Source organism: Aeromonas sp. R4-1, from assembly GCF_040908325.1.
Lineage (GTDB): Bacteria > Pseudomonadota > Gammaproteobacteria > Enterobacterales > Aeromonadaceae > Aeromonas > Aeromonas veronii.
In genome coordinates this window covers 38,496-59,137 of record NZ_JBFODM010000064.1, presented here as the reverse complement: position 1 = coordinate 59,137, position 20,642 = coordinate 38,496, and the positions used below count along the sequence as shown (strand labels likewise).

Genomic DNA, 20,642 nt, shown 5'->3' with positions numbered 1-20,642 from the left:
GTTACCTCACGGAAGAGAGCAGTGTATCGAAAATGGTTTTGGCCGTGCTGACGATTTGCGCCGATGCCGCATAGGATTGCTGGAAGCGGATCAGATTGGCCGCCTCCTCCTCCAGATTGACCCCAGACACGCTTTCAAAGATGCCGGTGCTCTGGATAAGCTTGGACTCATTGGCCTTGAGCAGCGTTTTTGCCTGACTGGTATTGTTACCCACTTCCATCACCAACCCGGAATAGGCCTGATTGAAGGTCATCTTGTCGTTGGTCGTCCCACCATTGGTGCTCTTGCGCACCAGATCCTTGTTTTGCAGCTCAGCCAGAACCAGGCCATTGCTGTTATCGGCAAAGCCATTGCTGTTGTAACTGAGCTTGAAGCCGTCACCGGCATCCACCGTTCCGGTGATGCTGAACTCGTAGCCTGGCGCCTGTTTCGGGTTGGCATAGACTGCAGCTCCGGCGGGGAAAGGGTTGACGATCGCAGACATCAGGTTTTGCCCCTTGCTGCTCGCAGGGGCAGTGCCAATCAGGGTCGTGCCATCGGCTTGAAACACCTGATAGTTACCGTTGGCGTCAATCTTGACGACCTGAGGCGCTGTCGGGCTCAGACTATTGGTACCAAAACCTGACCCTGCACCTGTATTGAATACGCCACCCAGTTTGATATCAGCCCCGCCGCCATTATTGGTGGTCTTTTCCGCTTTAAGCGGAGAGGCCAGGGCCAAATCTTCCGGTCGGGTGATCAGCTGACCCAGACCGGCGGCCGCACTTTTGGTCGGTTGCAGCAACAGTCTGTCACCCGCAGCCGGCGCACCGGTGAGATCGATTGAAATGCCGTGACCCGTGAGTTCAAACGTTGCAGGAGGGGTCGTGCCAGTCGCCACAGAGGTTCGATTACCAGACTTGTCCAGCGAGAACACCTCATAACCGGTGGCGCTGCTAAAGCGCACTTCGTAATCAAACGGGGTCACTGATGTCCCCTTGCCCGGCACGAAGCTGACATTCGCCCCGACCGTCCCGGTGTTATTGCCGTAGGGTAAGCCCTTGCTGGCAGGCAGGGTGAAAATATCGCCGCCAATCTCGTTATCCAGATCCATCCCGAGGCGGTTCTGCTGGTTCATCGCATCGGCCATCGCCACGGCCAGCTGCCCCAGTTCGCGCTTGGTAGGCTCAAGGTCGGTACGCGCCTTGAACAGCCCCCCCATGGCGCCACCAAACGTATCGTGGTCGATGGTTGCCTGATTATCCCCCAGAGTCAGTTGCAGCTCCTGATCTCGGGAGTCAGGATCTCCTGCAATCACCTTGAACTGGGCGACGCCCCCATCGAGGATCAGCGAATGGCCGGTGCTCATATTGACCAGCATGCTGCCGTTGGGTTGGGCTACGGTACGAATATCCATCTTCTCCGACAGCTGGCGGATCGCCTCATCCCGCTGATCAAACAGCATCAGGTTCTCTTCGGGTGACCCCTGAGTGCGGATGATGGCCTGATTAAGATCATTGATGCTGATGAGCAGGCTGTTGACCTGCTTGGTTTCATCTTCAATGCGGGTGTTGAGGGTATCGCTCTGCTTGTCGAGCTGCGCCGAGAGGGTATGAAAACGGTTGACCATGCCACTCAACTCCGTCATCACCACCTTGCGCCCACCGATCTCGGCAGGCGATTCATTGGCAGAGTGAAATGACTTGAAGTAGGAGGTGATGGTCGCCCCCACGCTGTTGCTGGTATCCCCAAGCAAGCTGTCAACGCCAGCCAACTGTTCATAATGGGTCAGGGAGGCATGATAGGCGGAGGTATCACGGCGCACCTCCCCCTGCATATAGTCGTTGATTACCCGCTGGGTCTTGATGTCACCGGTCCCCAGACCGATGGTATTGGTATACACCAGCGTACGCTCACGCACATAGCCCTGGCTATTGACGTTCACTATGTTGTTACTGGTGGTCTGCAGCAGGCGTTGCTGTGCCAGCACGCCCGATGAACCAATCCCAAGCAGGTCGCTTGCCATACGTTACAGCTCCATCTCGTTGTATTGGGCAATGGCATCACTGCGCAATACCTGTTTCAATTTTCTGGCGTAGTGCGGGTCGGTGGCATAACCCGCCTGTTGCAGCGCCTCAAAGTAGCGATCGGGACTATCCACCTTCGCCAGGGCTCCCTTGTAGCGAGAGCCGGAAGTGAGGAAGTCCACGTAGTCATTGAAGCTCTCTTCAAACGACTCATAGGAGCGAAATGCCGCTTTCTGGCGGGAGGCGACGCCTTGCTCATACTCAAGCGTGCTGACCACCGCCTTTGGCCCTTCCCAGCGCGGATCGGCCTTGATGCCAAACAGGTTATGGGTCACCTGCCCCTCGCCATCCTTGATCACCCGCTTGCCCCAACCGCTCTCCAGTGCCGCCTGAGCGACCAGTACCGCCGGGCTTAACCCCAGCTTGTCGGCCGCTTTCTTGGCCAGCGGCATCAGGCGATTAACAAACTCTTCCGGCGTATCGAACTCCTTGCCCCCACTACCGGTGGCACTGCCCTCTTCGCTGGCCATGCGTCCCATGGGCGGAATGCTGCGGTGCGGTCGACGGGGCATAGTGAGTGCGTGGCTCTCCTTGACCTCCTCGGTCATCTCTTTTTCAGCAAAATCTTTGCCAACTTTTGATGCTGCGATCAAATCATCGGCCGCCGCCGTGGGGGGCTGATAGGGTTTGTAGGTCCGTTCGGTGCGCTGCGGCATCTTGAGCACCCGTCCATCCTGATGGGTAAAGGTCTCGGGAGAGAGCTGCCTGGCCACCATGTCAGCCAATCCCAGTCCCCCCTTGCTGGACATGTCGGCAACCCGCTGCTCATCCAGCATCCCTTCATAGAACTGGGTATAGCTGCTGTTCATCGGGTTGTCCTGAGTCAACACCCCGTTGGCCTGACGCATGCTCTGAAACAGCATCTGGGTAAAGATTGACTCGAACTGGCGTGACGCACTCTTGAGCGCTTCGGCCTGTCCCTCTTTGCTTTGGCTCATCTGGCGCAGACGGTCCAGGTTCTTGATGTCCTGTACCATCCCGAGATTCATGCCGCTGTTGCTGTCAAACTCCGCCATTTTGCTTACCTCATTGCCACCCGTGGCAACCACTTGCCGCTTGTTACAATATGACCAGTTGCCCCTCGATGGCGCCTGCCTGCTGCAGCGCCTCAAGGATGGCCATCAAATCACCGGGGGCGACCCCGACCTGATTGACCGCCCGGACCAGATCGTCCAGGGTCGCACCGGTATCAAACTTGAACATTCGCCCCGGCTCCTGCTGGACATTGATGGTCGAGTTGTTGGTCACCGTCGTCTCTCCTCCTGCCAGCGGGTTGGGCTGGGAGACCTGCTGGTTTTCGGCGATGGTCACCGTCAACCCGCCATGGCTGATGGCCGCAGGTTTGAGCTTGACCTGACTGCCGATCACTATAGTGCCGGTGCGGGAGTTGACGATGATCTTGGCCGCCTCGTTGGCCGGATCCACTTCCAGATTCTCGATGGTCGCGAGATATGAGACCCGCTGACCCGGATCCCTCGGGGCATAGACCTTGACCGAGGTAGCATCGAGCGCCTGAGCGGTATTGGGCCCCACCAGATCGTTGACCACATCGGCCAGACGGCGCGCCGTAGTAAAGTCGGGTCGGTTAAGGTTGAAGGTGATGGTGTCCCCCTGACTGAAGGAGTTGGGCACCTCCCGCTCCACGGTCGCACCGTTGGCAATCCGCCCGACGGTCGGGGTATTGATCACTACCTTGGAACCATCAGCCCCCTCGGCCCCCAGACCACCAACCACCAGACTACCCTGCGCGACCGCATAGACCCGCCCATCGAGCCCTTTCAGGAAGCTTTGCAGCAGAGTGCCGCCCCGCAGGCTCTTGGCCTCGCCAATGGCAGAGACCGTCACGTCGATGGTCTGGCCCGGCTTGGAGAAGGGGGGCAGGTCGGCATGGATCGCCACCGGCGCCACATCCTTGATCTTGGGCTTGATGTTATCCGGCACCTTGATGCCAAAATTGTTTAGCATGGTACGGAAGGTCTGCTCGGTGAAGGCGTTGTTCTTCTCGCCAGTACCGGGCAACCCCACCACCAGACCGTAACCAATCAGCTGGTTGTTACGCACCCCTTCAACCGAGCTGATGTCCTTGATCCGGGCCGCATTGGCCACGCCCAAGGGCAGCAGACAGCAGAGCAGTGTGACAAGACGGAGTGACTTCATAACATCTCCTAGAGCGGCCACCAGGGACCATTGAAAAAGCTGGTAAGCCACCCTTGCTCCTGGCTATTGGCCAGATCGCCGGTACCACCGTAGTAAATGCGGGCATTGGCCACTTTCTGGGACGAAACACTGTTATCAGACGTCACGTCCTCCGGGCGAATAAGGCCGGTGATCCGGATATATTCATTGCCATTATTAAGCATGATCCACTTCTCGCCGCGCACCACCAGATTGCCGTTGGGCAGTACCTTGGCCACGCTGACCGAAATATTGCCCTGCAGGCTGTTGCTCTGATCCGCCTTGGCCTGGCCCTTGAACGCGCTGTCTTGAGCAATGGAGGCTGAGAGATCATAGGGGCTGGCGGTCACGGGCACGCCACCCAACTTGACCGGGTCCAGATTGAACTTGTTATTCTTGCCACTCTGGGTATTGGCCTTTTTCGAGGCGGAGGTCGACTCCGACAACTCGATGGTAATGATGTCGCCTACCTTGTGTGCCTTGATATCCGAATAGATGCCATTGACCTGATCCGGCTGGAAAATCGCCCCTGTCGGTCGCACCGACACCGGCTCCGACTCCCCGTAGACGGGGGAAAACTCGGGATCATCAGGCTTGGGCGTATTGGGAGTGCTGCTACACCCTCCCAGCACCAACAATCCCAGCATCCATACGGCTTTCATCATGCACCTCCTAATTAGGTACGCTGGATCAGGAAGGACATCATGCCGTCCACGGCGGAGAGCACCTTGGAGTTCATCTCGTAGACCCGCTGAGCCTGAATGAGGTTCACCAGCTCTTCGGTCACGTTGACGTTGGAAGTCTCCAGCATCCCCTGCTTGATCACCCCCAAGCCATCGGCACCGGCAGTCCCCTGAGCGGCAGCACCACTGGATTGGGTCTCGACAAACATGTTCTCCCCCATCGGCTGCAAGCCGCTGGCGTTGACGAAGTCGGAGATGTTGATCTGACCGACGACCTGAGAAGCGCCATCGCCCTTGAGCTGCACCGAGACCTGACCATCTTCACCCACCGTAACGCTCTGGGCGTTTTCCGGGATCTGGATTTCCGGTTGCAGCGGGTAGCCATTACCCGGCGTCACTATGGTCCCTTCATCGTTGAGGGTGAACTGACCGTTACGGGTATAGGCCGCACTGCCATCCGGCAGCTGAATTTCAAAGTAGCCACGACCACTGATCATCAAATCGAGCGAGTTGTCAGTGGTTTGTACGTTACCCTGACTGTGGTTTTTCTGGGTCGCCACCACCTTGGCACCCGCCCCCAGCATCAAGCCGGAGGGGAGCTCGGTATCGGCAGAAGAGCGGCCACCAGGCTGGTTGATGTTTTGATACAGCAGATCTTCAAAGATGGCCCGTGACTTTTTAAAGCCCACGGTGCTGGCGTTCGCCAGGTTGTTCGAGGTAACCGAAATATTGGTCTGCTGTGCATCCAACCCGGTCTTGCTGATCCAGAGTGCAGGATTCATAGTGTAACTCCTTGATTAGCTGATTCGCAGCAGTTGGGTTTGAGCTTCATCATTCTCTTCGGCCGTCTTCATGATTTTGACCTGGGTTTCGAACTGGCGTTGCAGCCGGATCAGGTTGGTCATCTCATCCACCACATTGACGTTGCTCCCTTCAAGGGAGCCAGCAATCAGGCCGACATTGGCCGAGGCGGGTTCATTCTGGCCATCCTTGCGGCGAAACAGACCATCTTGGCCCTTCTCCACCGCATCGGCGGCAGGGTTGACCAGCTTGATCCGCTGAAAATCTTCCGGCAAGTTGGCGGCAGCCCCTTCCGGTCGACCGCTGATGGTGCCATCCCGATTGATCTCGAGTTTCTCCATCGGCATCGGCAACACGATTGGCTGACCGCCGTCATCAACCACATTCAGGCCGGTCGAGGTTTGCAAGTTGCCGGTCGCATTGACCTGCAAATTCCCCATGCGGGTATAAGCCTCGCCGCCCTTTGGATCCTGCACGGCAATCCAGCCCGGACCATCCACCGCCACGTCCAGATCCCGTCCGGTGGTCATCAACATGCCATGCTGCAGGTTCTGACCCGGGCGCTCAGCCATGGCAAACACCCGGCTTGGCAAGCCCTCTCCGAACGCCTGCATGCTTCTGGCCTGCTCAAAATCGGACTTGAAACCGGTGGTATTGGCATTGGCGAGGTTGTTGCCCCGAACAGCCAGGCTGTTCATGGTCTCTTTGGCCCCGGACATGGCGATATAAAGCAGGTGATCCATGGAATTCTCCGTCAAACAGATGACTCTGACAGGAGAAATGCAATTAGAGTGCCAACAGCAGAGATATGGGGGGAGAAGGAGGATGGGAATGCGACAGAAACAGAGAGGGGGCCAAGCCCCCTCTCATTATCATTTATTGCGCGATTAACGGATCTGCAGGATGGTCTGCTGCAGCGAACTGTTGACCTCCAGAGAACGAGAGTTGGCCTGGAAGTTACGCTGGGCAGTGATCAAGTCCACCAGCTCGGAGGTCAAATCCACGTTGGACTGCTCCAGCGCCGATGATTTGATGGTCCCGAAAGTACCCGAGTTCGGCGTCCCCGGCAAGGCATCGCCAGAGAGCAGAGACTGACGCCAGGAGGTATCGCCAACCTGAGTCAATCCTTGCGAGTTGGCAAATTTTGCCATTGCCACCATGGCCACTTTGATGGTGGTTGCGTTACTGTAAGTCGCGGACACGATGCCGTCCGGAGTGATCTCCACCTTGGTCAAACGGCCGACAGTGGAACCATCCTGAGTCAACTTGTTGACTTCAAACGGTGAAGCATACTGGGTCACCGTTCCGAAGTTGATATCCACCTGCTGAGTGGGATCTGCACCATTGGTGATAATGCCAGCACCTGCCGGGGGCGCGGCTCCCAATTGCTCTGTCTTGATGGTCGCCGGTGTAGTCGGGGTAATCATCTTGCCATCAGCCCCGAAGGTCACTCTTGCACCAGCAGGCGCCTGACTCAAACCAGTTGCCATAGTGGGTGTGACACCACCGACAATATCAATAGGCTTATCACCTTGGTAGAGGTACATACGCCAAGCTGTAGGATTGGCGGGTTTGGTCAGATCTGCCGGGTCAGCCTCTTTGACAAAATATTGCGTGATGGTATGCGGCTCACCCAGTGAGTCATAAATCACCACAGAAGTTGAAGAGGAATATGTTTTCGAATCTTTGGGGTCAAAAGTAGAGGCATCACCCACCGCATTACCTGCGGGCAGGGGCGCCGCTGTCGATGGCAGGTTGAAACTGGCGTCAATCTTGGTTGTCTTGATTGGTTCACCGGCCTTGTCAGGTATCTGAATCGGCTTGGTCGCATTGATACTTACCGCCTTAGGCGTGCCATCGGCGTTGATTTCGTAACCTTGCAGATAATGGCCCTGATTGTTGACCATATAGCTGTTTTCATTGAGCTTGAAGGCACCGGCACGGGTGTAGGTGCGATCCAGATTGGTCAGACCGTCAGAGGTCACAAAGAAGCCGTTACCCTGAATAGCCAGATCCAGTGCGTTATTGGTAAATTGCAGCGCCCCTTGGTGGAACTGCTGAGCAACCGCACCTGTCGCCACACCGTTACCGACCTGGGTCTTGGCATTGACAAAAATGGAGTTGGCGTAGACATCCGCAAACTCGGCACGGGACTCTTTAAAGCCCATGGTGTTAACGTTGGCAATGTTGTTGGCGGTGACGTTCAAGTCTTTTTGTGCCGCGTTGACACCGCTCAAGGCATTGTTAAATGACATATCCAGCTCCTTAGATCGATGCTGTCGACGTGGTTTTTGACGGTGTAACCGTCTGGTTTGAATTAGTTCCTGAAATTTGCAAGATGCTACTCAACAGCGTGCTACCCAAGCCTTTCACGTTAAGCATTGTCGGATTGCTCGCATTGCCCAGCGCCACACTATCCACCTTGCCGTAAGCATAAGCAGCAATACTTTCGGATTTGCCATCCAGAGTACCGCTTGCCTTAATCACATATTTACCTGACTTGACCCGCTTTCCATCTTTGTCTGTGCCATCCCAGGCAACTTCAACGTTGCCTCGCTGCTCCCCTTCGAGAGAGAATTCCTTGATAACCTGGCCTTTTTCATCTTCGATGGTGACCTTGACGCTCGAATATTTATTCGTCGTTCCCACAGCCACAACACCGGGGAGAGAGCCCTCCTTATCCAGATAGCCGGTATTGCTCTGCAACAGCACATTTTGTCCCACCAATGCGGAGGCTTGCAGCGCCTGACTGGAGATCATCTGGTCATTAAGCTTACCCATCTGAGTGGACAAACTGCTGATCCCCTCAGATGTCGACATGGATGCCATCTGGGAGAGCATCTGGGCGTTATCAACAGGCTTGAAAGGATCCTGATACGACAGCTGCATGGTCAGCAGCTTTAGAAAGGAAGCCTGATCCAGCTCTTTCTTGGGCGTCGTGGTGGTGCCTGTCGCCTGGGTCGTGGTACGGCTTATACCGTTAGCACTGTTGGTTGTATCGACCATGCTGCATCCCTCCTATCAGGACTTGCCAAGCTGGAGCGTCTGCTGCAGCATCTTCTTGGCCGAATCTGCAACCTGTACGTTGGTCTGGTAGCTGCGCGAGGCGTTGATCATGTCGGCCATCTCTTCAACCATGTTGACGTTTGGCTTGAAGATAAAACCGTCTTTATCCGCCATCGGGTGGTTGGGATTGTACTCCTTGAGCAGTGGCGCCTTGCTCTCGACAATCCCCTTCACCTCAACCCCGACTGAGCCCTGCTTGTCAGACATCGCCTGCTCGAGCTGGGCGGCAAAGACTGGCCGCCTGGCGTGGTAAGTATTTTCCACACTGGAGCTGACGCTGTCCGCGTTGGCCATGTTGCTGGCAACCGTGTTGAGGCGCACTGACTGTGCGCTCATAGCCGAGCCTGCTATGTCAAAGACCTTGAACAAACTCATCACTGCTCTCCTTTCAGGGCCTTTAGCAGGCCACTGATCTTGCTATTCATAAATTCAAGGGAGGTTTGATACTCGAGGCTATTACGCAGAAATTCGCTGCGCTCCTGCTGCACATCGACTGTATTGCCGTCACCGGTATCCGGTTGCAGCGGGTTGCGATATTGCACGGTACCCGGGGCGTCCATATTCAAGGCAAAGTGCTTTTCGCTGGTCGTTGCCAAACCAAAACCCTGATGCGACTGAGCCTCCTGCAATGCCTGAGCAAAATTGATATCCCTGGCTTTGAAGCCCGGGGTATCTGCGTTGGCAATATTGCTGGAAAGCACCTCAGCACGCTTGGCGCGAACGCTTATGGTGTGTTGATGCACACCGAATGCCTTGTCAAATGAAAGAGCCATAGCACACCTCCTGCTTGGTTTATTTTGTCTGCAAGAGGTGTGCCATAAGCAAATCTCTCAGTTCGATGGTTTGGGTATGAGCACATTTCAGACCGAAAACAGCAGGAGCATCTCGTGCCTTGAGTCAGACGGCATCATTTGGCCACCTTAAGGTTGCAACCACTTTTACAGTGGCGAGATATGGTAGGTAAATAGAAAGACTGAGCTGTAGATTAAGAAAGAGGGAAGCTCGTAGCTTCCCTCTTTGCATGAACTGGCAATATTCGGCAGACCCCGAATATCAAGGCCATCAGGCCTATTTGACCTTGTAGACAATCCCCGGATTGCAGCGGATCATCTCGAACCGGTCGGTCAACCCGGCCAGTGACTCCGACGCGCCCAACATCAGATATCCACCGGGGTTGAGACTGGCAGCAAACTGGTTGAGGATCTTCGACTTCACTTCCGGCGCAAAATAGATAAGCACGTTACGGCAAAAGATAATGTCAAACTTGCCGAGCAGACTATAACTCTCCAGCAAGTTGAGTGGCCGGAAGGTGGTCAATTTTCTGACTCGCTCGGCAACCCGCATCTTGTTATCACCGTAAGGCTCAAAAAACATCTTCTTGCGCTCCGGTGACAAACCGCGCGCCAGAGCAAGGCTATCGTAAACGCCTTCCTTACACTGATTGAGCATGGTCGTCGAAATATCCGTCCCGACAATCTGCACGCCACCAGGCAAGGTCCCCGGCTTTTTCATCTGCTGTTCCAGTGCCGTCATGGCAATGGAATAGGGTTCCTGACCTGACGAGGATGCAGCCGACCAGATCTTGATGGGGCGGCCACTTTTCCCCAACTCGGGGAAAATCTTGTCGGTAAGAAGCTGAAACGGATAGGTATCACGAAACCAGAGGGTCTCGTTGGTCGTCATAGCATCCACCACGGCCATTTTCAGGTCACGCTCTCGCACACTCATTGCACGGGTAACCAGATCAGACAGACTCTCGATGCCAAACTGAGCCATCAAAGGTGAAAGACGGCTCTTCACCAGATACTGTTTGTTATCCCCCAGCACAATTCCGCTCTGTACCGCCAGAAAGTTGCTGAACTGTTTGTATAAGTCGTCCGAAAGTGTCTTCATGCAGCTGTTCTTCTTTATTAGAGTGCGTTTTGTACGGCCTTGGCCAATTCATCAGGCTGGAACTTGGCGATAAAATTGTTCGCACCAACTTTCTGCACCATTGCCTGGTTGAATACTCCACTGAGCGAGGTATGCAGAATAACATGCAAATCCTTGAGATTGGGATTATTCCGGATCTCGGCAGTGAAGGTATAGCCATCCATTTCCGGCATTTCGATATCCGAAATAACCAGCGCAACCTGATCCTTGATAGGACCATTTTTGGTCATTTCCAGCAGCATGTTCAATGCTTCGCGGCCATCTTTTGCCAACACGCACTCGACACCGATAGCCTGAAGCGCACGTTGTACCTGTTTGCGTGCCACTGAGGAGTCATCCGCAACAAGAACAGGACGCCCCAGAGTCGGGTGGTCGACGCTGGCCTGAACCAACTCCTCACTCACATCCGTTGCAACCGGCGAAATTTCGTTCAATATCCGCTCAACATCGAGGATTTCGACCAACTCGCCATCGACTTCTGTCACGGCTGTCATGTAGTTGATGCGACCCGCACCTTTAGGCGGAGGCAGGATGGATTCCCAGTTCATATTGATAATGCGCTCGACCGAATGCACCAAAAAGCCCTGAATAGAGCGGTTGTACTCGGAGATGATAATGAAGCATTTGCTCAGATCATCAATCGGGCGTTTGCCAACCGCCATGCTGAGGTCGATGACCGAGATAGTCTGGCCACGAATATGTGCGACCCCGCGGATGCAGGAGTTCAGTTTGGGCATCACGGTCAAGGGGGGACACTGCAACACTTCACGCACTTTGAATACGTTGATGCCAAATCTTTGACGTCCATTGAGACGAAACAACAACAACTCCAGCCGGTTTTGCCCCACTAGCTGGGTACGTTGGTTGACCGAGTCCAGGATACTGGCCATAAACACTCCCTAAAAACGCTTGGCATTAATCATGCATGCGTGATGGATTGCGTCAGACTATCGATGTGACAACGAACAGATTCTGAAGCAATCATAGTTAAATATGGTGATATGCGTGAACAACTTATCGACCAACGAGCGAAAATGATTAACCGACTTTTACTCATCAGCCTCTTTTTTGGCAGCATATCTCCCAGCTACGCCTCGGACGTCACTACTTATCTGCAAGAAAAGGCACAAGAGTTCGTTTACAGCCAGCTGGATATTCCGTTGGATGCCAGAGCCGAGGTTACCTCTGCCACACTGGATGAACGGCTCCCACTGACCCGCTGCGAAGACCTGCTCACTATCAGCTTACCAGCAAAAATGGAAATTCGCCGTAATACAACAGTTTACCTTAAGTGTGAGGAAGACAAACCCTGGGACGTCTATCTCCCGGTGCGGGTCAGCATTCAAAAGCCCTATGTCACTGTGACCAACCCCATCGCCAAGGGGGACCTGCTGAGTGAAAGCCAGCTGGTGTTGGCCTATCAGGATCAGACCCTGATCCGCGGCGACTACCTGACTGACACAGCCCCTCTTGTCGGAGTACGCAGCAAGAGGGAGTTAAAACCGGGGCAACCCATCCGTTTGAGCCAGGTTTGTGTCGTGTGCAAAGGGGATCAGGTCACCCTGACGGCAGAAAACAGCAACTTCCAGATCAAAACCATGGCCCGAGCCTTGCAAGATGGCAGCTTCGGAGAGATCATCAAACTCGTCAATATTCGCTCCGGCAAAACCGTTGAGGGTAAAGTCAGTGCAGTAGGTGCCGTATCGGTCACTTTTTAAATCCGGATCCTTGACAACTTTTTTCTAAAGTTTTGATCTGCCGCACCGATATACAGGTAAGCAAACCTTAAAGCAGACGAAGGTAACTAAAATGGCCATCAACAATATCAACAACTTGGCGAATAATCGGTTGCAAAATACCGCTAATAGCCAGGGGACAGGCAGCAAGTCAGTCACCTCATCGCCCGAAAACAAAGCGGCTACTGTCAAGCTGGACTCCGTCTCCTTGACCAGTGAGGCGCAACAATTGCAAAAGATGCAACAAAACCTCAATACCGCCTCGACCGGCAATGAGAGCAAGGTCGAACGGCTGAAAAAAGCCGTCGCGAGTGGCGAATATCAGGTTAACAGCGACGCTGTGGCCAAGAAGATGTTCAGTTTTGAGGCCAATCTGGACAAAGTTCTGGGATGATGGACTTACCTTCGTTACTGCACACCCAAGATGATTATCTCAGCCAGATGCAAGGCATTCTGGAAGAGGAGTTCAGCTTGCTCGAACAGCATCAGGCACTGGCCCTGCCCGCACTGACCGAGCGCAAACAGCAGTTGCTTGCTGCGATAGAAACTCTGGACAAGACTCTCGCAGAGATGCCGGAACTGGCACTGCAGCTGGCAGCCTATCCCGACGAGATGGCACAGCTTCGTGCAAAACTGGATGCCTGCCAGGCACAAAATGATATCAACGGTCGCTTGCTTGAATTGAGCATCGTCTCCAACCGTCGTCTGGCAACCTTTCTGAGTCAGCTGCGCGATCGCAACAGCCTGACCTATGACGCCAAGGGTAACACTCGCTCTGGCACCCGCTCCTACGGTATCAAGGCCTGACATCTCTTATCAGGCCTTGCATTTTTGCTCTCGGTTTTAAAGCACCAGTCGCAACAACTCTCGCCCGTCCTCACACGCATTAACGCGCAGTACCCCGTCCTCATAGCTCCCGTAACTGGCAGGCAACTCGCCGCGCGGGAAACAGATCGACCCCGGGTTCATCAATACCCGCTCCCCCTGCCACTCCAGCACCGGCACATGGGTATGGCCGCTCAGGAACAGACTGCCCACAGGCAGCTGTACCTCGTCCGGGCGATAAAGATGGCCATGGCTGACAAACCAGCGCCGCTCATCGATCAGCAACTGGTTGTAGGGGGCTGTGATGGGAAAGCGCAACAGCATCTGATCCACTTCGGAATCGCAATTGCCCCGCACCGCGATGATCTGTGGCGCCAGCTCGTTGAGCCGATCGGCCACCGCGGCCGGGTTATACCCTTCCGGCAGAGGATTGCGCGGGCCATGGTTGAGCAGATCGCCGAGCAGCAGATAGTGGTCCGGCTGCCAGGGCTCAAGTTGGGTCAGCACCCGCTCCAGCGCAATGATGCTGCCGTGGATGTCGGAAATGATGGCAAGTTTCATGAAATGCTCCTCACTGCGGGCTGAAATAGAGATCCTTGGTGGCAATCGTCCCTTTCAAATTCTGGCTGGGCAGCCCTCGCAGCGCGGGATCGACCAGTCTCATCTGATTGTAATGATACACGGGGAGGATCGGCGCCTCCTCAAGCAGCAACTGTTCGGCATGCCGGTAGAGTTCAACCCGGCTCGCGCTGTCCAGCGTATTGGCTGCCTGCTCCAGCAGCAGATCAAAGTCGGGATTGCAGTAGCCGCTCTCGTTGCGCAGATCCTGACAACGGAAGCTGCCCAGCATGGCTGACGGCTCCACGTAATCGCCAAACAGGAAGCTTCTGGCCACCTGAAAATCACCGCTATCCTTTGCCACCTGATAGGCGCCCCACTCCAGACTGTTGAGGGTGACCTGCACCCCCAGCTTCTGCCACATGGCGGCAATGGCCATCGCCATCTGCTTGTGGGTTTCGGCGCTGTTGTAGGTAATGCTCAGCTTGAGTGGATTGGCACTGTTATACCCGGCCGCTGACAACAACGCTGCCGCTTTGGCCTGGCGGGTTGGCATATCTTCAAGCGCCACAGGCAATATCACCCGGGGGTAACCCGGCATCTCCGGCAACAGCGACCATGCCGCCTGTTCATCCTGCCCGCTCACCGATCCAATGAGCTGCTGTCGATCAACCGCCATGGAGAGCGCCTGACGCACCCGCACATCCTGCAGTTCGGGGCGCTTCAGATTGAACGCATAGAGATAGGTGCCAAACAGCGGCAAGCCCCAGAGCCGCTCCGGAGACTCGCGCTTCATCTTTTGGTAATAGCCGAGGGAGACCTTGTTGGTAAGCTGGATTTCACCAGCCTCGTAGCGCAGCCGTTCGGCATGTTGCGAGGTGATCGGCAGGTAGGTGACCCGTCCGATACGGGTGTGAAGGTCATCCCAGTAGTGAATATTGCGCTCGGCTTCGATCCGCTCGTTTGGCGTCCAACTTGCCAGCCGGTAAGCACCATTGCTCACCAGCTTGCCGGGCTCGGTCCACTGCTTGCCAAATTTGGCTATCGCCTTCTGGTTGACTGGCACAAAGGGGCGCTGACTGATGAGTTGCAGGAAATAGGGAGCCGGCCGCTCCAGAGTGATTTTCAGGATCTGATCGCTTTGCGCTTCAATGCCCAGATTGCCGAGCTCCAGCGCACCGGCATAGATGGATTGCGCATTGTTGATCCCCGTCGCCAGCAGCAATCCGGCAGAAGGAGAGTTGATGGCCGGATCGAGCAGACGGCGCCAGGCATAGACGAAATCAGCGGCCACCAGCGGCTCGCCATTGGACCACTTCAGTTGAGGGCGCAGGAAGAATCGCCACTCCAGCCCATCTTCACTCACCTCCCAGCGCTGTGCCTGAGCAGGGACGATATGCCCCTGCCCATCTTCGCTGACCAGCCCTTCAAACAGATCGACCAGTACCGCCTCCCCCGGAAAACCGGATCGCACCAGCGCCGGATCCAGCGACTCCGGCTCGGCACCGTTGCCCTTTACCAGGGTTTGCCGATCGGCAAGCAGAGGCTGCTGCTCAACGGTGGTGGCATGGGCCAGGGGCCCAGCCAGCAAGGCAAGCAATAGCGGGGAGAGCCAGCGTTGCGCCAGCTTGGGGAAGAAACCATACCTCATGACAAAACCTCGAATAAAACCACTGCAGGAGGGGAAGGCCGACGGCGCGCCTGATGAATGCCTGATACCGCTCTTGTTATCCCCGAAAACGCCCCGTATTGTATCGGGCTTGCCCGGGAGATGGAGTCTTTCGGGTTAATTTTTTCAGGAGTTTTTATGGGTTATGAGTGGCTGGCCCTCGCGTCGGCCAGTTTATGGGCAGTTGCAGCGCTAATTTCGGTCAAACCGGCCCGTCATCTCGGCGCATTTGCCTACAGCCGCTGGCGCATGTTTCTGGTCAGCCTGATGCTCGGCACCATGAGTCTGCTCACCGGTGGCTGGCAAACCCTCACCGCAAGCGCCCTGCCCCTGCTCGCCATCTCGGGGCTGGTCGGCATCTTCGTGGGCGATACGGCGCTGTTTGCCTGCATGAACCGGTTGGGGCCAAGACGCAGTGCCCTGCTCTTCTCTTGCCATGCGCTGTTTTCCGCCCTGCTTGGGCTCTGGCTCTTTAATGAACAGCTGACAGGCTGGCGACTGCTGGGGGCCATGCTGGTCTTTGCTGGCGTGATGCTGGCGATCCTGTTTGGCAGACGCAGTAGCAGCAACGAGTGGGAGCAGATCCGTGGCAATCTGGCGCTGGGAATTGGCCTTGGCCTGACGGCGGCACTGTGTCAGAGCGTGGGAGCCATCATCGCCAAACCGGTGATGATGAGTGGTGAGGTGGATGCGGTGAGTGCATCTGGTATCCGGATGGGCAGTGCCCTGCTGGCCCACTGCGTCCTGCGGCTGGGGCGCTTGCCGCTGGCCATGCCGCTCAAACCGGTCAATCGCCAGATCCTCGCCATGATTGCCACCAACGGTTTTCTGGCGATGGGGCTAGGGATGACGCTGATCCTGATGGCGCTGCGGCAGGGCGAGGTGGGCATGGTGGCCATTCTCTCCTCTACCACGCCGGTACTGCTGCTGCCGCTGTTGTGGTGGCACTCGGGGGAGCGGCCATCCGTTGCCGCCTGGGCGGGGGCACTGATTGCCACCCTGGGCACGGCGCTGGTGCTGGGTTTCAGCACTCACTGACCCCCGGCACCATCCCTGATCAGAACAGGTCAATCTCCTCAGCGGTCAGCTCACGGTATTCACCGGGTGCCAACTCTTCATCCAGCGTCAGACCGCCCACCCGCTCGCGATGCAAGCCAACGACCTTGTTGCCGATGGAGGCAAACATCCGCTTGACCTGATGGTACTTGCCTTCGTGGATGGTCAGGCGGGCCTCGCACTCGCCGAGAATTTCCAGCTGGGCAGGACGGGTTTTATCGGTCTCGTTACGCAGGTAGACCCCTTCGGCGAACAGCTCGATTGCATCCGGGCTCACCGGATCGGCCAGCCAGACGTGATAGGTCTTGGCACACTCGTGGCGCGGCGAGGTGATGCGGTGGGACCATTGACCGTCGTCGGTCACCAGCACCAGACCCGTGGTATCGAGGTCGAGGCGACCCACTACGTGCAGCTTGCCCATCGCCGGTTCATCCATCAGGAAGAAGACTGTCGGGTGATCCGGATCCTCATTGGAGCAGACGTAACCTTCCGGCTTGTGCAGCATGAAATAGCGGTTGCGCTGCTCCAGCGTCAGCAGCACGCCGTCAAACTCGATCTGGCTCTGCTCATTGATATGAAAGGCGGGCTGCTTGACCACAATGCCATCCACCATGACCTCACCCTGACGGATCAGTTTGCCTGCCAGCGAGCGGGTCAAATCCGAACAATCGCACAGAAATTTATCAAGCCGCATTCACAACCTCGGAGTCCAACAAGTAAAGGGGCGTCATTATATCGGGCGGGGGCGACAACGCCACTGTTAAGGGGTTGCCAATTATGACGAACTGGTCATCCGATGTTACACTTCTCCGGTGTAACCCATCCGAACGATACTCATAATAATAAGAGTCAGGAAGCCCTCATGAAGTCTCAAGCATCCTATCCCGTCATTCCCATCAACCAGCTGAAACCCGGCATGTATGTCATTGCTATCGCCAGCCAGACAGGTGGGATGGAGATCGCCCAGATGGGCTTGGTGACCAGCGTGGCGCAAATTGCCAATCTGGTACGTCAGGGGGTGCTCACGGTACGCATCGATCTGGCCCGCAGCAAGTTGGGCAGTGCCGAAAGTGATGCCGTTACCTCCCCCGATCTCAATGCCAACAGCGCCCAGGTAGGGCGCCGTGCCAGTGCCAACGGCGAAGGGCGGGAGCTTAAAATCCGCCGCCTTTATCAGGAAGCGCGCGAGCTGCAAGGCAAGTTCATTCGCCACCTCAAAGCGGGTGAGCCTATCGACATCACCCCGCTGGCCGAAGTCGCCGAAGAGATGGTGGACACCATGTTCACCCACGGCGATGCCATGCTCTGTCTGGCCCGTATTCGCGCCAAGGATGCCTACCTGATGGAGCACTCCATGAACGTGGCCATTCTGCTGGCCAACTTCGGCCGCTATCTGGGGCTTGAGCGCAGCGTACTCAAGGAGCTGACCCTGGGTGGCCTGCTGCACGATGTGGGCAAGATCATGACCCCGGACGAGGTGCTCAATAAACCGGGCAAGCTGACCGATGAGGAGTTCGCCATCATGCGCCAGCATGTGGTGCACAGTTACGAGATCCTCAGCAATACCCCGGGCATCACCCCCACCATGCTGGAGGTAGCCGCCAACCACCACGAACGGCTCGATGGCACCGGCTATCCGCAGCGACTCAAGGGGGAGCAGCTCTCTCTCTATACCCGGATGAGCGGCATCGTCGATGTCTATGATGCCATCACCGCGGATCGGGTCTACAAAGCGGGTATGCAGCCGACCCAGGCCTTCCGCATTCTGCTCAAGGGGATCAATCAGCACTTTGATGCCGAACTGGTTACCAAGTTCATCAAGTGCATGGGAGTCTATCCGGTGGGCACTCTGGTACAGCTCTCAAACCAGCGCCTGGCTATCGTGATGCAGCGCAACGAGCAGCAGCCGCTCAAGCCGGTGGTCAAGGTGATCTATCACGCCACCCAGCGTCACTACCTCGAGGTACAGTGGCTGGATCTGGCCAAGTCAGGGGTGCAGGAGAGCATCGAAAACACGGTCGACCCCAAAGAGTTTGGCATCAACCTCGCCAACTTCTTCTAAATCTCTCACCTCAGATATTCATGATGGGCGCTGGCTGTCGAGCCAGTGCTGGATCAGAAACTCCTCATCTAGCGGCGAGAGATCAAAACGCAGGCTGGCCTCTTCAATGGCGGCGATATCGTGCTGATGATGCTCGCTGAGCCAACGCACCGCACGACGCAAATCTTCACCATGGGGGAGTAGCAGATGGTCGCTCATGGAATACCTCCGGTGGACTGCAAGGCGGCCAGCGAATGTAGCCACCTGTTTCCAGTCTAGTCGGTCAATCCCCATCACCCGCGCTTCTTCACCCCCCCCCCCCCCTCAATCACGGCAATCCGCTTGTCACTGCAATCAGCGACCGAAGGCGCGCTGCCAATCCTGATCAAACTTCACCAGCGCCGCATCTACCGCCGGCACGTTCAGCAACTGCTCCGCCACATCGAGCGGCAAGGTGATGGACTGGCAACCGACCAGCAGGCAGTCAAGGGCCTGACGGGGAGTGCGGAATGACGCCGCCAGCACCTTGCTGTTCGGGGCGTGCAGCTCAAGCAGCTGTTGCAGCTCCTGCACGGTGGCGATGCCATCGCCCCCCTGGGCATCCAGCCGGTTGACATAAGGTGCGACATAATCCGCTCCCGCCACCGCCGCCAGCCAGCCTTGCAACGGAGTGTATACCGCAGTTCCCAGAGTCGGCACACCGTTGGCGGTCAGGCTCTTGATGGCAGCCAGCCCCTCTACGCACACCGGGATCTTGACCACCAGATCCGGGTCCAGTTCACGCAGGGCGAATGCCTCGCGCACCATCTCGGTTTCGGTTTTGGCCATCACCTGGGCAAACAGGCGCGCCTTGGGCCCCAGCACGTCGCGCAGGGCGGGCAGCAGCTCACAGAGCGGCAATCCCCCGGCGGCAGTAATGGAAGGATTGGTGGTGACACCGGCCAACGGCAGGATCCGTGACCAGCGACGCACTGCTGCCACATCAGCGGTATCGAGATACAGCTCCATCTCTAACTCCTTAACGGGATGTTCAATATGTCGCCATTCTAGCGATAAAACATCTGCAAATAGCTTGATCGAAATCAAATCAACTTTCGAATGAAAGCAAATAGAATAAAAAACAAAAGGAGGCGGTGTGATTTTCGACCTGCAACGATATTCAACTCACGATGGCCCCGGCATTCGCACCCTGGTGTTTCTCAAGGGGTGCTCGCTGGCCTGTCTGTGGTGTCAAAACCCGGAAAGCCGCTCTCCCAAGCAGGACATACTACTCGACCGGCGCCAGTGCATCGAGGGATGCCAGCTCTGCAGCCAGGCGTGTCCGGCAATCTTGCGTGACAGCGAGGGCATCCAGCTCAGCCGTTCTGCCCTCAAGGCCGATGATATGGAACGGCTGCGCGGCCTCTGTCCGAGCGAAGCGCTGCAGGTGTGCGGCCGCGATGAAACGCTGGACACCCTGATGGACACCATCTTGCGGGATCGTCCCTTCTTCGAGCGCAGCGGCGGTGGCATCACCCTCTCCGGCGGTGAGCCCTTCATGCAGCCCGACTTTGCAGCGTCCCTGCTGGCCCGCTGCAAGGCCGAAGGGCTGCACACCGCGGTCGAGAGCTGCCTCCATGTGCCATGGCACCAGATTGAGCCAAGCCTCCCCTCACTGGATCTGCTGCTGGCGGATCTCAAACACGTGGATAAAGAACGTTTCTTCCACTGGACCCGCGGCAAGGTGGAGCTGCCCATCGCGAACCTCAAACGCCTCGCCGAGCACGGCGTGCCGATGCAGATCCGGGTGCCGCTCATTCCCGGCTTCAATGCCGACCGCGCATCGATCAGCGCCATCACCGACACCGCCGCCAGCCTCGGCACGGTGCAGGAGATCCACTTCCTCCCCTACCACACCCTGGGGATGGGCAAATATGCCCTGCTGGATCTGCCCTATCAGGCGCCGGAGACACCGCTCGATGACCCCTATTTACTCAGCTTTGCCCACGCATACGCCCAACGTCAGGGGCTGACCCCTGTGACCAGAGGATAAGA

The 20,642-nt window shown here is 56.5% G+C and carries 23 protein-coding genes; 6 read left to right on the top strand and 17 right to left on the bottom strand.

Going from position 1 to position 20,642, the window contains the following annotated elements; translation table 11 throughout:
• Position 1: 1 nt before the first annotated feature.
• From AB5Y90_RS11400 to AB5Y90_RS11345, 12 genes are all read right to left on the bottom strand, one after another.
• Positions 2–2,005, bottom strand: a complete 2,004-nt coding sequence (locus AB5Y90_RS11400) for a flagellar basal body rod C-terminal domain-containing protein (protein ID WP_368166887.1) — start codon at positions 2,003–2,005, stop codon at positions 2–4.
• Positions 2,006–2,008: 3 nt separating this feature from the next.
• Positions 2,009–3,082 carry a flagellar assembly peptidoglycan hydrolase FlgJ gene (gene flgJ, locus AB5Y90_RS11395; protein ID WP_270819026.1) on the bottom strand — a complete coding sequence of 358 codons (1,074 nt, stop codon included), beginning with the start codon at positions 3,080–3,082 and terminating at the stop codon, positions 2,009–2,011.
• Positions 3,083–3,125: 43 nt separating this feature from the next.
• Positions 3,126–4,223, bottom strand: coding sequence for a flagellar basal body P-ring protein FlgI (locus AB5Y90_RS11390; RefSeq protein ID WP_005350664.1), 1,098 nt, complete (start codon positions 4,221–4,223; stop codon positions 3,126–3,128).
• Between the two features lie 8 nt (positions 4,224–4,231).
• Positions 4,232–4,903 (bottom strand): flagellar basal body L-ring protein FlgH, encoded by a 672-nt coding sequence (gene flgH / locus AB5Y90_RS11385; protein ID WP_005350662.1) that lies wholly within the window; start codon positions 4,901–4,903, stop codon positions 4,232–4,234.
• Positions 4,904–4,917: 14 nt separating this feature from the next.
• A complete protein-coding gene (gene flgG, locus AB5Y90_RS11380) occupies positions 4,918–5,706 on the bottom strand; it encodes a flagellar basal-body rod protein FlgG (RefSeq protein ID WP_005334158.1) in 789 nt (262 codons plus the stop codon).
• A 15-nt stretch (positions 5,707–5,721) separates the two neighbouring features.
• Entirely contained in the window at positions 5,722–6,468 is a 747-nt protein-coding gene (gene flgF, locus AB5Y90_RS11375; protein ID WP_005334159.1) for a flagellar basal-body rod protein FlgF, read from the bottom strand.
• Positions 6,469–6,612: 144 nt separating this feature from the next.
• Entirely contained in the window at positions 6,613–7,980 is a 1,368-nt protein-coding gene (flgE, locus tag AB5Y90_RS11370; protein WP_100654063.1) for a flagellar hook protein FlgE, read from the bottom strand.
• A gap of 10 nt (positions 7,981–7,990) precedes the next feature.
• The gene (locus AB5Y90_RS11365; RefSeq protein ID WP_110302906.1) at positions 7,991–8,731 is read right to left on the bottom strand and encodes a flagellar hook assembly protein FlgD; all 741 of its coding nucleotides are present in this window, start codon (positions 8,729–8,731) and stop codon (positions 7,991–7,993) included.
• A gap of 15 nt (positions 8,732–8,746) precedes the next feature.
• Positions 8,747–9,166, bottom strand: coding sequence for a flagellar basal body rod protein FlgC (gene flgC / locus AB5Y90_RS11360; RefSeq protein WP_194496725.1), 420 nt, complete (start codon positions 9,164–9,166; stop codon positions 8,747–8,749).
• Positions 9,166–9,564: a flagellar basal body rod protein FlgB gene (gene flgB / locus AB5Y90_RS11355; RefSeq protein WP_005334169.1), complete on the bottom strand. Its 399-nt coding sequence runs from the start codon at positions 9,562–9,564 to the stop codon at positions 9,166–9,168. Before flgB ends, flgC begins: the two co-directional genes overlap by 1 nt.
• A gap of 295 nt (positions 9,565–9,859) precedes the next feature.
• Positions 9,860–10,684: a protein-glutamate O-methyltransferase CheR gene (locus AB5Y90_RS11350; RefSeq protein WP_005350656.1), complete on the bottom strand. Its 825-nt coding sequence runs from the start codon at positions 10,682–10,684 to the stop codon at positions 9,860–9,862.
• Positions 10,685–10,701: 17 nt separating this feature from the next.
• The gene (locus AB5Y90_RS11345; protein ID WP_368166886.1) at positions 10,702–11,613 is read right to left on the bottom strand and encodes a chemotaxis protein CheV; all 912 of its coding nucleotides are present in this window, start codon (positions 11,611–11,613) and stop codon (positions 10,702–10,704) included.
• Between the two features lie 144 nt (positions 11,614–11,757).
• Here AB5Y90_RS11345 and flgA point away from each other — a divergent pair, with 144 nt between their 5' ends.
• From flgA to AB5Y90_RS11330, 3 genes are all read left to right on the top strand, one after another.
• On the top strand, positions 11,758–12,441 hold the full coding sequence (flgA, locus tag AB5Y90_RS11340; protein ID WP_270819060.1) for a flagellar basal body P-ring formation chaperone FlgA: 684 nt from the start codon (positions 11,758–11,760) through the stop codon (positions 12,439–12,441).
• A 91-nt stretch (positions 12,442–12,532) separates the two neighbouring features.
• Complete coding sequence (gene flgM, locus AB5Y90_RS11335) at positions 12,533–12,853, top strand: flagellar biosynthesis anti-sigma factor FlgM (protein WP_005334177.1); 321 nt, start codon at positions 12,533–12,535, stop codon at positions 12,851–12,853.
• A complete protein-coding gene (locus tag AB5Y90_RS11330; RefSeq protein ID WP_040066163.1) occupies positions 12,850–13,266 on the top strand; it encodes a flagella synthesis protein FlgN in 417 nt (138 codons plus the stop codon). The genes flgM and AB5Y90_RS11330 overlap by 4 nt, the downstream gene beginning before the upstream one ends.
• Before the next feature lie 36 nt (positions 13,267–13,302).
• On the opposite strand, the gene yfcE is transcribed toward AB5Y90_RS11330, so the two are convergent.
• The gene (gene yfcE, locus AB5Y90_RS11325) at positions 13,303–13,845 is read right to left on the bottom strand and encodes a phosphodiesterase (protein ID WP_158111119.1); all 543 of its coding nucleotides are present in this window, start codon (positions 13,843–13,845) and stop codon (positions 13,303–13,305) included.
• A gap of 10 nt (positions 13,846–13,855) precedes the next feature.
• On the bottom strand, positions 13,856–15,493 hold the full coding sequence (locus AB5Y90_RS11320) for a peptide ABC transporter substrate-binding protein (protein WP_368166885.1): 1,638 nt from the start codon (positions 15,491–15,493) through the stop codon (positions 13,856–13,858).
• 156 nt (positions 15,494–15,649) lie between these two features.
• Here AB5Y90_RS11320 and AB5Y90_RS11315 point away from each other — a divergent pair, with 156 nt between their 5' ends.
• The gene (locus tag AB5Y90_RS11315) at positions 15,650–16,549 is read left to right on the top strand and encodes a DMT family transporter (RefSeq protein ID WP_042057436.1); all 900 of its coding nucleotides are present in this window, start codon (positions 15,650–15,652) and stop codon (positions 16,547–16,549) included.
• Between the two features lie 19 nt (positions 16,550–16,568).
• Here AB5Y90_RS11315 and rsuA read toward each other — a convergent pair whose 3' ends face one another.
• Entirely contained in the window at positions 16,569–17,261 is a 693-nt protein-coding gene (gene rsuA, locus AB5Y90_RS11310; RefSeq protein WP_270819024.1) for a 16S rRNA pseudouridine(516) synthase RsuA, read from the bottom strand.
• Between the two features lie 168 nt (positions 17,262–17,429).
• On the opposite strand from rsuA, the gene AB5Y90_RS11305 reads away from it, so the two are divergent.
• On the top strand, positions 17,430–18,629 hold the full coding sequence (locus tag AB5Y90_RS11305; protein ID WP_270819023.1) for an HD-GYP domain-containing protein: 1,200 nt from the start codon (positions 17,430–17,432) through the stop codon (positions 18,627–18,629).
• An 18-nt stretch (positions 18,630–18,647) separates the two neighbouring features.
• Here AB5Y90_RS11305 and AB5Y90_RS11300 read toward each other — a convergent pair whose 3' ends face one another.
• Both AB5Y90_RS11300 and fsa read right to left on the bottom strand, forming a co-directional pair.
• Positions 18,648–18,827, bottom strand: a complete 180-nt coding sequence (locus AB5Y90_RS11300) for a hypothetical protein (protein ID WP_201951526.1) — start codon at positions 18,825–18,827, stop codon at positions 18,648–18,650.
• 135 nt (positions 18,828–18,962) lie between these two features.
• Positions 18,963–19,616, bottom strand: coding sequence for a fructose-6-phosphate aldolase (fsa, locus tag AB5Y90_RS11295; protein ID WP_270819022.1), 654 nt, complete (start codon positions 19,614–19,616; stop codon positions 18,963–18,965).
• A 127-nt stretch (positions 19,617–19,743) separates the two neighbouring features.
• Here fsa and AB5Y90_RS11290 point away from each other — a divergent pair, with 127 nt between their 5' ends.
• Positions 19,744–20,640 (top strand): glycyl-radical enzyme activating protein, encoded by an 897-nt coding sequence (locus AB5Y90_RS11290; RefSeq protein WP_270819021.1) that lies wholly within the window; start codon positions 19,744–19,746, stop codon positions 20,638–20,640.
• The last annotated feature ends 2 nt before the right edge of the window (positions 20,641–20,642 follow it).